Origin of the sequence: Ensifer sp. Root1252 (genome assembly GCF_001425885.1) — a bacterium.
In the GTDB taxonomy this organism is placed as follows: domain Bacteria; phylum Pseudomonadota; class Alphaproteobacteria; order Rhizobiales; family Rhizobiaceae; genus Ensifer; species Ensifer canadensis.
This window is the reverse complement of record NZ_LMDT01000023.1, coordinates 710,193-722,522: the sequence shown is the minus strand read 5'-3', so window position 1 is coordinate 722,522 and position 12,330 is coordinate 710,193. Positions and strand designations below refer to the sequence as shown.

Sequence of the window (12,330 nt, the reverse complement as noted above, 5' to 3'; positions counted from 1 at the left end):
CCAGGTGCTCCGCCGTGCGCCTGCGCAGAACGAGGCCGGCGTCCACTGCTCTTCGTGTCCGCTCGCCAAGATCGAGCTGCAAACCGTCAACAGTGTCGCGATCAAGGCCCTTGGCAAGCAGGAGAGCATTCAGATGGAGCTCAATGGAATGGAGAGCGAGAAGGCGTCGCGGCGGGTGGCCGGACTTGGACACGCCCTCACCAAGCGTGACGGCCGCGTCTCGGTACTGCGTCGCCAAGGCCAGAATGTCTCGAACCTTTGCTGATTGATCAGGATAGGCCAGGTCCATTCAGCTTGCCTCCAGGCTCGAGCGAGAAGCCCGTGTCTCGCCGGCCCGTTCTTCCATGCGCATAAGATCCCTGAGCATGGTCCGCAACTCTGGCCAGGGTGCCTCTTCGAGCTTCAAGCCCGGGTCGTGTGTCATGATCAGGCAATGGAGCTTCGCGGTGATTTCGATCAGGCAGGACGGCCTCGTGATCCACATGACACGGCCCAATATTCCTAGATGTCGCGCGAGCTCTTGTTCCAGGGTAACAGCGTCGCTGTAGCCCAGGTGCTTGTCGGCCTTTTTCCATTGTTTCCGGCGCTGACGAAGTTCAGTCCTTGCCCGAGACAGTTGGTCGGTATCCACCTGGTAAGCCAGGCGATTGAGCTCGGCGAAAGAGTGCACCACCACCGGCTGGTCGCTTCCAACAATCTGCAGTTCGGCAACCGGAAAACCGCCGGCTCGCTCCAGCATTTCTGTTTCTAGCTTTTGTCTGAAGCGCGTCGCCTCCAACAGTTGCTTATGACGGGCATACCATCGTGGCCACATTTCGCGGACAGGCGTTGGACCGCTCGCTCTTCGCGGGCCGTTCGGATCGGCAATACGGGCGCCCAGAAAGCGCGCCGCGACGGGCAGAAGGTTTCGGCGGTCGATCACGTACGGTAGCTTTTCGATCGCGCCGTTCTCAAAATTTTCTTCTCTACGGGTGATTGCAGGCAAAGTTCTGCTATTCTCAGAATCAGCCATGATCCGAGCTCCAGCTAGCTAGGTTGTGGTTAGGCTGGATAGCGTGCGCGAACACGCAATCCAGCGAAGTGGCCGAAGCCGACCGGCTGACCGATNCAAAATTTTCTTCTCTACGGGTGATTGCAGGCAAAGTTCTGCTATTCTCAGAATCAGCCATGATCCGAGCTCCAGCTAGCTAGGTTGTGGTTAGGCTGGATAGCGTGCGCGAACACGCAATCCAGCCGTATTGCAATACAACGATAAACGTCCCCGTTTAATTCGTCAATAAACGGGCCCGTTTTATGGCGGCTGGTGTTTGTTTCGACAAAACAGGCGGAACAGGAATTTTATGGGACGACCGCCGCTAAACGTCAAAGAAACAAAAATTCGCCTCTCGCCGGCAACGAAAGAGCGGATCAAGGCCTTGGTTGGAAATTACGGTATTGCGGCCTTCGTCCGTGAAGCTATCGAGAATGAACTGGCGCGGCGGGAAGGTGGTCCGTCGACGGCTGAGAGGGCTTGCGGACCGTCCGAAATGGAATGAGAGCCCGTTCAGAGTATACCGGCGACCATTAGATGATCCGCACGTGGCGACCAGGTCCTGGGCTCCTCTCTCAGCCAAACGGTTCACGATCTGCAAGCGTGAACGATTTAGGTGGCCCGCCGTCCGGTCTGACAGTCGGAGATCGAAAGCCGGACAAGCGACGGTTTCTCTACGGAAGTTGTCGTCCGCTCGCCACATCGATTTGCGGAACCGATCGCAGCGTTTCCGCCTGACGAGAGAAAGCGCATCGTCGGGGCTGTCGTAAGCATGCGCCCTGCATCGTCTCAATGATGATGGCCGCCAGAGACGGTATCATCGATACGCAGGTTTGCTGGTCGGGCAGGTGAGGGCAGGAGGGGTAAACAGCGCCACCACTCGAACCCAAAGTGCTACTCTCGTGATTTAGCGCGGCGGATTGCTCCCATTGAGCAGCGTCGCCCGGATCATGTCAGCAGCTCGCGTATCGCACGATCTCTGCGAAGCATCCAGGCGGACTCGCACGCATGATGTAGTCGTGAACACAAAAGATCCCATTCCGCACCCATTTCGTTCTTTACAACAGGGCTCTCTGGTCGCTGAAACATATCAGTCTGCCACATCCTGTTCAGCATGCCGCCGCAAAGCCGACGGGTTGGTAACGATTATTGAGCGATAACCGGTTTCAATCCAACCGGCCTCGACGAAACGTTGGATGGCGCTGTTGACTTGCTTGCGGGATGTGTTCGTCAAGATACCGAGATTTTCCTGGGAAACGGAAATAGGAGCATCTGTCGACCAGGACATGCGATGCAGAACTGACGCAATTCTTGAGCTGACACTCTTCTTCTGCAGATCATGTACGATTCTAAGTAGTTTATCCGCCGCCAAGATAGAAATAACGCCGAAAGCCCGAATGTTGTTCGGGTCAGATGCGGCCATCTGCTCCATCGTCTCCAGCGGGACGTGCATCACCCAGGTTTCGCTCCGCGCGAACAGCTCGATCCGTCTTGGCTTGCCGGTCATGAAGCTGTCTTCGCCGGTCCATCCGCCGGGTACGGCGATGTGGATCAGGCGCGGCGTTGAGTCGAGAGGCGCGGTGTCCACGGTCACAGTCCCTGAAACAAGACCATAAATGCCCCCGGCCGGGTCGCCCGGACGGAATATGACCTGACCTGCGTCAAATTTCAGAAGTAGCGCATTTTGCAGCAAGCGTACCCTGAAGGCTTCAGGCATTTGAGCCAGCCACCCAGCCTCGCACATGATGCGTTCCGCATGCGCCCGTGACATACGCGCCATTTTCTTCTCCAGATTGTGCGGTTCGACACAATGTGCCGTTCAAAAGCTCTGTATCAACTTTATGGCGAGAAGAAAGAGGCCGCGACGATCAGGGGTAAGCCGGCTTCTCTACGTGTTTACGGCTGATGCCTGCCCACATCCCCATCGAATTGTTCGGCCACGCGTATGTGGTCGTCTCGAGATCGCATATCCAGGAGCTCTTGCATGCTATCGAAGATCTATCAATTGGCCTTGTGCTCGGTCATCGCACTTGCCGGCCAAGGCATAGAACCGGCCGCGGCAGAAACCGCCGCAAAGCCAGAGATTACGGATCCACATTTCCAGTTGGCTTCGGGCTATCTCAAGCAAAAGGATCTGCCCGATAGCCTTGTGCTGCTTGCCCCGCCGCCGGCCGACGGTACTGCGACGCTTGCGCGTGACGAAGAGTTGAGAGCCGCAACCATACCTCTGCGCGGTACGCCGCGCTGGGATCTGGCGCGCGCAGACGCTGATCTGCAATTCCCGCAGCCGGCGAAAAACTTCTCCTGCGCAATGGGCGTCGATATTGATGAAGAAAAGACCCCTCACCTATATCGCTTGATGCAGAAGGTCCTGACTGATGCAGGCCTGTCGACGTATGGCGTGAAGAACACCTACAATCGCACTCGTCCTTTCGTGGTCCATAACGAAGGCACCTGCTATCCCGATCAGGAGCCGCTGCTGCGAACCGACGGCTCGTATCCTTCAGGCCATACCGCGGCTGGCTGGGCCTGGGCGCTGGTGTTGAGCGAAATCAGCCCGGAACGCGCCGATTTCCTGATGAAACGCGGCATAGAATTCGGCCAGAGCCGCGTAATTTGTGATGCACATTGGCAGAGCGACGTCGATGCGGGACGCATTATGGGTGCGGCGACGGTCGCAAAACTGCATAACAATGCAGAGTTCCTCTCGGATGTCGCGGCGGCACGCGACGAATTGAAGACTGCGGGGGCGGCCGAGGCATCAAGCTGCGTTGCGGAAGAAGCCGCTCTGTCGGCACGATAATATTCTCGGGCTTCTGTACAATTTTCAAGTATTCCACGAGCCGGTTGATCTAGCGTCCGGCTCTGCCCTCAGCAAACAACCGCGACACGGTGGTCCCCCATGCGAGCGAGAAAGCGCCTCCTGCCTCCTCCTGGCTGCAGCGTTTGGAAACCCTCTTCTGCGGGCGGGCTACGCTCACCGGAGAAAGGCGTGCTCTGTGACCGCTACATGTGCGCCGACAATACGGGTGTTTCGCGCCGGTTGACGCAAAAGCACCTTGGTAAGAAGGCTGCAATCAAACGGTTTTCACAGGGTGATTTCGACCAAGCGGAGTTCACTTTCGCCAATGGCATCTTCCGCGACGTCAAAGAGCGGCTATGCCGCGAAGACAGATACTTCGATGCGGACGGCAAGCGAAGTGCCACAATCACCAGGACGTACACGCGTCTCCTATTTCACCGGTAAACATTCCCTCGCCGGCGGACGTCCGAATTTTCGGAGGATGCAGCAAAGTGCGCGGCGGGGATCTGGAAAGCCAACCGACAGAAAATCCCAAAGCTAGGGATTTAAGTAACCTATTGCATTATCGAGGAGATTTTATGCCGTATTTGCCTGTAATCTGCGTTGTCGCCGCGTCTGTGGCGACGCTTGGGAGTGCGAACGCACAGACCCCCTCCACCACCGCAACCCCCGTCGGCGTCGAGAATTTCGTCCGCGCCGAGTCCGACTTGTACATAGGCAAGACGGTGAAGGACGGCGGCTTCGGCCAGTTCGTCCATAGCCGCGAACCGGTCTCCATCGACAACCAGAACGTCATCCGCATGAATCGTGACACGCTCTATTCGGAGGCGGTTTTCGATCTCGACGCCGGCCCCGTCACGGTCACGCTACCCGATGCGGGCCAGCGCTTCATGTCGATGCAGGTAGTCAGCGAGGACCACTATGTGCCGTCGGTCTTCTACGGCGCCGGCAGCTATACGCTGACGAAGGAGAATGTCGGCACGCGTTACGTGTTTGTCGCGATTCGCACGCTGGTCGATCCTGCCGATCCGAAGGACGTAGACCAGGTTCATGAGCTTCAGGACGCGATCAAGGTCAGCTTGGCAGGCGCCGGAAATTTCGAGGTGCCGAACTGGGATCAAGCGAGCCAGACGAAGATACGCGAAGCCCTGCTCGTCCTCGGTTCGACGATCCCCGACTACAACAACGCCTTCGGCACAAAGGAAGCCGTCGATCCGATCCGGCACCTGATCGGCACCGCGACCGGCTGGGGCGGAAATCCCGCCAAAGATGCGACCTACCTCAGCGGGGACGCGCCCAAGAACGATGGAGCTACCGTCTATACGCTCAAGGTTGGAGACGTTCCGGTCGATAGTTTCTGGTCGGTCAGCGTCTACAACGCCGAGGGCTACTTCGAGAAGAACCCATACAACGCCTATTCGCTGAACAACCTGACGGCAAAGAAGAGCGACGATGGCTCGATCACCATCCAGTTCGGCGGCTGCGACGGCAACATCGTCAACTGCCTGCCGACCGTGCCTGGCTGGAATTATACGGTGAGGCTCTATCAGCCGCGTGCCGAGATATTGAGCGGCGAATGGAGTTTCCCGCAGCCACAACCCTTGCCGTAAGACGGCTCATGCGGGCGGGCGGATCGGATTTCGCCCGCACGCGTATCCGGAGTGCCATTCGCTGCGCGGCCTTTTCTGAAACGGAAGCCGTTATCGAGGGGAAAGTTTTTTTCAGTATGCTCAACTGCATTCGCATCGGTTTTGACGCTTTCGCTTTCGGCGAAGGCTGCGGATAAGCAGTTTCTGCCATTCCAACCCGAAGCCGGCAGCGAGACCTCGTCTGGCTGGCAGTTAAATGCCAGCCCGTATTTCTGGGCTGCTGGCATCGACGGCACCGTCGGGCAGTTTGGCCATCCGCCGGCGAGCTTGAAGTCCGACTTCGGCGATATACTCAAGGATCTGGATTTCGCATTTATGGGCGTGGCAGAGGGTAGATATGACCGTTTCAGCGTTTTCAGCGACGTAATCTACACAAAGCTTTCTGTAAGTGGCCACAGCCCCGCCAGGGTTTTGACGAACAAGATCAGTGTGACGTCCGAGACGTTTTCGGGTCTGGTTGGAGGCGGCTACAGCCTGCTGACGAATGGCCGGGACCATCTGGACGTGATTGCCGGGGCGCGCCTCTGGTACGCGAGCACCAAGGTATCTTTCAGCGGCGGCCTCCTAGATGGCATAAGCCGCGAAGACAGCGCTACCTGGCTCGACGCCGTCGCAGGTTTCCGTGGAACGTATTTCCTCACGGATCAATTCTACCTCACGGGTTGGGGGAATGTCGGCGCCGGGCAAGCCGATCTTGATTGGGATGTCGCAGGTGCCATCGGCTACCAAATCAAGGATAGCATTTCGGCAGTGGCTGGATATCGCGCGATGGGTGTCGATTACAGCTCCGGCGGCTTTGACTATGACGTTGTGCAGAAAGGCCCGATGCTGGGGTTGGTTTTCCATTTCTAGTCGCAACGCAACGACGTCTGCGTGCGAGAACGCATGTCGGTCATCCGGTCGGGATGATGGAACCCGTCGCTCTGGCGGCATCAACACCAAAGACAACGCAGGTCGACATACTTTTGCCGACGACGCATCAGCCGTCCGGGGATCCGGCAACCTTGTTCAAACGCGAGCGCAATCAGGAACTCTCCTTCGCGGAAGTCGCGGTCTCGATCCCGTCGGAACGCGACGCCGGAACTGTGCAAGGCCGAAACGTCTGCCAGCCAACCCCGCCACGGATTTCGCTGGTTCGCGGTCGTCAGTGGAACGGTCTCGGTGCTGTGGCGGGCCGCAGATTCAATGACACGACCTTGCCCAAGCAAAAGGGCTGAGTCCGGCCTGCGGCAGAACTGATGGCTTCATACCATCATTTGATGTCGAGCGGGCTCTCGGCAAGGAAATCGGGAGTACGACAGCCTATGCCTCATGCGTCGATAAACAAAACGTCAAAAGACGTGGAACAAGCAGCGCCCGCGCGCGCAGATGCTACTAACCGTGGCGATATTTATGCGGACGATCCGCAATCCTCTCAAGCTACAGGTTCCGAAGCCGACCAGACGCCCTGGGATTTCCTCGCGTCGCATGGCGGACCTTTCTACGAGCTTCAACGTCGGTTGAAGCTGCTGCACACACTCGCGCTCAACGCGGGTCGCCGTGCGGTGTTTTTCATCGCGATTGCTTGGGCAATTCCGTTCTTTTTGGCTTTGCCCGGTAGCCTGTCAGTCAGCGATGCAGGAGCTTATCTCCGAGATCTCGGCGTTTGGGCCACTTTTTTCGTCGCTATCGGGACGTTCGTTCTTGCCGAGCGACAGGTCGAAGACGGTCTACGCACCAAGCTCCAGCATTTCCTTAGAGCACCGATCATTGCGCCCGTTTCGATGCAGAGCGCCGCGGAGGCGGTCCTTGTGGCGCTCAAACAGCGCGATTCCGGATTGGCCGAGATCATATGCGTGGCGTTGGCGGTCTTTGGCGGACTGTTCTACTGCGCACTTCTCCATCATGCTCCGTTGACGTCCTGGGCCGTCGAGCTTGCGCCGAACGGTAGTGCCATTAGCTTGGCGGGCTGGTGGTCCGTGGCGGTAAGCGTGCCTCTTTTCTGGTTCCTGATGCTGCGTGGGCTGTGGCGTCACTTCGTCTGGTCGCAATTGCTTAGGAAGCTGGCGAGGCTGGAACTGAAGCTGGTCGCAACACATCCCGACGGACAGGGCGGGCTCGCCTTCATCTCCGAATATCCCAATGCCTATATGATGTATATTTTCGGTGTCAGCGCACCTGTGGCGGTAACCCTCGGCAGGCATTTCGATATGGAAACCCTCAATGCGGCCAGCCTTACCGCTACCATGGCCGTATGGCTGGTGCTGGTGCTTGCATTGTTTGCCTACTCACTTTCTGCTTTCTGGAAACCCCTTGCCGACCTGAAGGCCGCCACGATTCTCGCGCTCTCCGTGCAAGCTACCCATTATCAGCGGCTTGCCGAACGCAAGGTTCTTGGCCGTAATGTGGCTGCCCACTGCGATGAGAGATCGGAGAGAAAGGAAGACATCGCCGATCCCTCCAAGCACCACGAGTTGGCGAAAAAGCTTTCGACAGTGCTTCTTAGCCGTAAGGCGGTTTTACCGGTCGGTGCGGCGGCACTCCTGCCATTCGCCATCGAGGGAGCGACCCGGTTGCCCCTGAAGGATGTTCTTTCGATCCTGAAAAAAATGCTGTTGCTCTAGGTTCTGGTGAGGATCGAACGTTTATGGGCATGAACGCTAGCGAAGGTTGCCGTGCGCACTCACCTCGTTAACTTGATGCAGTTTGTGACGATCTCTTCTACCCAGTGTCTTTTCACCGTCACGACAGCAGCCGATTCATCGCGCCGAACTCGTCATGTTCGACCCCGATGAAATTCAGGGCACGGTCAGCCATGTCACTGCCTCCCCGCTGAGACGTTGCAAAAGGCCCTTTCGGGACCGCTTGATCACGATGAAAATTGGACGCTGATGCCGTGCTGCCGTTGTGCCGCGGGCTCCAGCAAATGCATCGCTGGTTTCTCGAACATGTCCTTGTCGAATCCGAGCGGGTCGCTGTAGCCAGTCCAGGGTTGGATGCAGAGAAACGGCGCATCGGTCTTGGCCCAGAGGGCCAGATGCGAGAAGTTTTGCCAGGAAAGTTCGATGGATGATCCAACGGGCGAAACATAGGAGGCCGATGTGCAATCCAGATCGAGCAGGCACAGGGCCCCAGCATAAAAAAGCTCTTCGGTGAGCGCCAGGCGACCGTCTGCTAGGGGGACCTCGTAACGAGCGGGGTCCATCAAGCCGGCCGAGGTCAGCCTAGAACCAGACACCTTTTCCCTCGTGGGCAGGGCCAGGCTGTAGCCGTCTTTGTCACCCTGCGCGAAGGGCCACCGGAAACCCGGGTGGAACCCGATTGCGTATGGTAGTGCATCTTCTCCCGTGTTGATCACGTCGAACGTGATCTGAAGACCTCCAGCCGCCAGGAAATAAGTGACCTTCAGAACGAAGCGGAATGGATAGGATCGCAGGCTCTCGTCATTCTCCGCCCTCACGAGGACGACCTGGTCAGACGCCCGTTTCTCGATTGTAAACTTTGCCTGTCTGGCGAAACCGTGCGGCGGCATGGGATATGGCTTCCCGGCAATCCGAACGACCCCATCGTTCACGCGACCGATGACAGGGAAAAGGATCGGGCTCGTGCCGCTCCAGGAGGCCGCGTCTGCCTCCCACAATAGCTCATGCCCGCCGAGACGTAAGGACAGCAGTTCCGCGCCGAGGAGCGCGATTTCCGCCCGCATGGCGCCAGAAGTGATTGTAACGGTGTCATCCATTGATCCGACTCCTCAAGACGCCGCGTGTTGAAAGATTGCCTGTGCGCCCTTGATGGCCATGTCCCGGCCGGCAGAGACGAGCCTGGCGCCGAAGGCTTCGACAACCACCTCGTAGACATCGACCAGATGGTCATCACCGACGACCGCGATCGGGTCGCCGGGGGAAAACCAGTTCTGCTCGCGCGCTTCCCTGAATTCCCAGCCGACGACCAGTCCCCAGAGGCGGCTGCGCATGTCCTGCTGCTCCAGCTCCCCGGCAAGCCAGGCAGTGCGCAATGAAAACAGACGGGTCAGCAGTCCGCCGGCCCTGCCGCTGTCGTCCATCGCGAGCTTCACGCCATCAAGAAATGCCTGCCCGGTCGCGCTCGCCTCTCCCTTTGCCGCTTTCATCAAAAAGGAATGGTGGGCGACCGTGTTGAACACCTCACTCGTGACGAAGGTGCGGAACCGATGAATTTGGCCGCCGCGCAGCTCCGCCCATTTGGTATGTGTGCCGGGCAGGACGACGACGATGTCGCGCTCCAGTCCAAAACCAACCAGCTGCGTCTCCTCGCCTCGCATGACGTCAGAATGGGGATGGGCCGTGCGGTCGGTCAGGCCGGGCAGCAGGGTGAGTGTGTCGCCATGCGGCAGTTCGATCGTCCGTGCGGCCGCAGCCAGGTCCGCGGCGCTGGCCGGTGTCGGCACATAGGGCATCTCGATCCATCCGTTGCGACTACCGATCATTCCCGACGCGATGATCGACAGTCCGCCGCACCGCGCGCGCCAATCTGCCAGCTCACCGGACAGAACCTTTTCATGCTCGCCATTCGGGACCGATTGAATTCCCAAATCGCCCGTCTTCACCTCGCGAACGCCGCCGCTCTCGTCGAGCAGCGCGGCGGAAAATCCCGTCGTGCCCCAATCGAGGACGACCGTGTGCCGGTATGTCCGATCGCTCACAGCAAACTCCTTCCTACTTCATTGCCGATTGACACCGCTTAACATTTCCGCATAAGGTCCACAATGCAAATTATAAGTCTCACAATATGGACCAAAAGATGCGACTGAGTGGAATATTGCCGGTACTGCCCACACCCTTCGCCGATGATGGCGTCGATCTCGATGCGATGCGTCGGCTTGTACGATTTGCCTTGGAGGGGGGTGTCGACGGCGTCGTCTTTCCGGGCTTCGCAAGCGAGGTCGAGGCGCTGAGTGCAGAGGAGCGGGTAGCCCTCCTGGCAGCCGTGGTGGCTGAGGTCGCCGGCCGGATCCCCGTCGTCGCCGGCGCAAGCGGGGGCACCGTGGCGGAGGTCGTCGCCCATGCGCACCAAGCGGCGGCCCTCGGCATCGATTTGCTGATGATCCAGCCGCCGAAGTCGATTGGCGCGGGTGCCGAGGCCGTCGCGGCATTTCTCGGCGCGGTCGCAGCCCAGGTGCCGAACGCTGAGATCATCCTTCAGAATGCCCCGGCGCCACGCGGATCCGACCTCTCGCCGGAAGCCGTCGTTCATGTCGTCCGCTCGGTTCCGTCGGTGCGTTACGTGAAGGAAGAGACGCTGCCCGCGGGTCCGGCAATCACGGCCATCCTCGCCGAGGCGCCGGAACACCTGCGCGGGGTCATCGGCGGGGGCGGTGCCCGCTACATTCTCGACGAATACGAGCGAGGTGCCTGTGCGGCCATGCCGGCTCTGGAAATCGCGGACCTGCATGTGTCGCTCGATCGCGCTTTCCGCGACGGCCGGAAAAGCGAAGCCCGTGCCCTCTATATCCGTTCGCTGCCGCTTCTTGTTCTGCAGGCCGTCTACCGTATGCGGTTGACCAAGCATATCCTGATGCTGCGTGGTGTCGCCGACAACCGCATCGTGCGCGCGCCGACCCCTGAAATCGACGCACTTGCTCTTCGAGACATCGACGCATCCTATGCGGAATGTGGGCTGGGACGTCCCGGCGAGGGAGAAAACGCATGATCGATCGGGTCAAGTCTGTCGAAACCTTCACGCTGACCATTCCGCGCGAGCGCCCGTACCTTGGAAAGGCGCGCAGCGGAGAGGAGCCGAGCGCACGTGGCTATCTCGTGCGCAAGGGCAACAGGACGGTGTATCCCGTCTTCGATCGCAGCGTCCTGGTGCGCATCGAAACCGTGAATGGCGCAGTCGGCTGGGGGGAAACCTACGGGCTCGTCGCCCCGAAGGCGACGATGGAGATTATCGACGATCTCCTGGCAGACTTCACGATCGGCCGGGATGTCTTCGACGCTGCCGCAATTCACGATGACCTCTATGACCTCATGCGGGTGCGCGGTTATACCGGCGGCTTCTACCTGGATGCGCTGGCGGCCGTCGACATCGCGCTTTGGGATCTGGCGGGCAAGCTCGCGCAACTGCCGCTCTGCAAACTGCTCGGCGGCCAGCGCCGCGAGCGCATCGACGCATATGTCTCCGGATTGCCGGAAGACACGCGCGAAAAGCGGGCCGAGCTGGCGCTTCACTGGCGCGAGAAGGGGTTTTCGTCCTTCAAGTTTGCAGCACCGGTGGCCGACGACGGCGTCGCCCGCGAAATCGAGACATTGAGAGCGCGGCTGGGGCCATCAGCGCGTATCGCCTGCGACATGCACTGGACGCATACGGCCAGCGAGGCGATCGCGCTGATCAAGGCAATGGAACCTCATGGCCTCTGGTTTGCTGAGGCGCCGGTTCGCACGGAGGACATTGATGGTCTGGCGCGCGTGGCAAATGCCGTCGCAAGCGCCATCGCCGTCGGCGAGGAATGGCGAACGGTCCATGACATGGTGCCGAGAGTTGCTGTCCGGGCGATGGCAATCGTCCAGCCCGAGATGGGGCACAAGGGTGTGACCGAGTTCATGCGCATCGGACAATACGCCCAGGCCCATCACATCAAGGTTATTCCGCATGCGACCATCGGCGCCGGCATCTTCCTGGCGGCAAGTCTTCAGGCGAGTGCTGCGCTTGCAATGGTGGATTGTCACGAATTTCAGCATTCGATCTTCGAGCCCAATCGCCGGCTGCTCGAAACGGACATGGATTGCGTGGCGGGAGAATACGTCCTGCCGACGGGAGCCGGCCTCGGGGTGGAGCTCTCACGAGAGGCTTTGTCGCTTCTGAAGAAGCAGTGAATGAACAACGGAGGA

Annotated in this window: 11 protein-coding genes and 1 pseudogene; 8 read left to right on the top strand and 4 right to left on the bottom strand. The window is 59.2% G+C overall.

The window, feature by feature from the left end:
* On the top strand, positions 1-265 hold a 265-nt coding region (locus ASD02_RS39045; protein WP_057221256.1), incomplete at its 5' end, for a hypothetical protein.
* 24 nt (positions 266-289) lie between these two features.
* On the opposite strand, the gene ASD02_RS24460 is transcribed toward ASD02_RS39045, so the two are convergent.
* A complete protein-coding gene (locus ASD02_RS24460) occupies positions 290-1,012 on the bottom strand; it encodes a hypothetical protein (RefSeq protein ID WP_057221255.1) in 723 nt (240 codons plus the stop codon).
* Between the two features lie 1,108 nt (positions 1,013-2,120).
* Complete coding sequence (locus ASD02_RS24450; RefSeq protein WP_057206664.1) at positions 2,121-2,810, bottom strand: Crp/Fnr family transcriptional regulator; 690 nt, start codon at positions 2,808-2,810, stop codon at positions 2,121-2,123.
* 369 nt (positions 2,811-3,179) lie between these two features.
* Here ASD02_RS24450 and ASD02_RS24445 point away from each other — a divergent pair, with 369 nt between their 5' ends.
* From ASD02_RS24445 to ASD02_RS24420, 5 genes and pseudogenes are all read left to right on the top strand, one after another.
* Complete coding sequence (locus tag ASD02_RS24445) at positions 3,180-3,833, top strand: phosphatase PAP2 family protein (RefSeq protein WP_244494276.1); 654 nt, start codon at positions 3,180-3,182, stop codon at positions 3,831-3,833.
* Between the two features lie 578 nt (positions 3,834-4,411).
* Positions 4,412-5,443: a DUF1254 domain-containing protein gene (locus ASD02_RS24435; RefSeq protein ID WP_057216407.1), complete on the top strand. Its 1,032-nt coding sequence runs from the start codon at positions 4,412-4,414 to the stop codon at positions 5,441-5,443.
* A 141-nt stretch (positions 5,444-5,584) separates the two neighbouring features.
* Complete coding sequence (locus ASD02_RS24430; protein WP_162255921.1) at positions 5,585-6,334, top strand: hypothetical protein; 750 nt, start codon at positions 5,585-5,587, stop codon at positions 6,332-6,334.
* A 53-nt stretch (positions 6,335-6,387) separates the two neighbouring features.
* Positions 6,388-6,623, top strand: a pseudogene (locus ASD02_RS39935) (esterase); the annotation flags it as partial.
* Positions 6,624-6,786: 163 nt separating this feature from the next.
* Positions 6,787-8,085, top strand: coding sequence for a hypothetical protein (locus ASD02_RS24420; RefSeq protein WP_156408046.1), 1,299 nt, complete (start codon positions 6,787-6,789; stop codon positions 8,083-8,085).
* Between the two features lie 245 nt (positions 8,086-8,330).
* Here the strand turns inward: ASD02_RS24420 and ASD02_RS24415 are convergent, their stop codons facing one another.
* Together ASD02_RS24415 and ASD02_RS24410 are read right to left on the bottom strand one after the other, a co-directional pair.
* Entirely contained in the window at positions 8,331-9,200 is an 870-nt protein-coding gene (locus ASD02_RS24415; protein ID WP_057221254.1) for an aldose 1-epimerase family protein, read from the bottom strand.
* 12 nt (positions 9,201-9,212) lie between these two features.
* Positions 9,213-10,142 carry a 2-dehydro-3-deoxygalactonokinase gene (locus ASD02_RS24410; RefSeq protein WP_057206674.1) on the bottom strand — a complete coding sequence of 310 codons (930 nt, stop codon included), beginning with the start codon at positions 10,140-10,142 and terminating at the stop codon, positions 9,213-9,215.
* Positions 10,143-10,228: 86 nt separating this feature from the next.
* Between ASD02_RS24410 and ASD02_RS24405 the strand changes: the two genes are divergently transcribed.
* A complete protein-coding gene (locus ASD02_RS24405) occupies positions 10,229-11,149 on the top strand; it encodes a dihydrodipicolinate synthase family protein (protein WP_057206676.1) in 921 nt (306 codons plus the stop codon).
* Positions 11,146-12,315, top strand: a complete 1,170-nt coding sequence (locus ASD02_RS24400; RefSeq protein WP_057206677.1) for a mandelate racemase/muconate lactonizing enzyme family protein — start codon at positions 11,146-11,148, stop codon at positions 12,313-12,315. The genes ASD02_RS24405 and ASD02_RS24400 overlap by 4 nt, the downstream gene beginning before the upstream one ends.
* Positions 12,316-12,330: the final 15 nt, after the last annotated feature.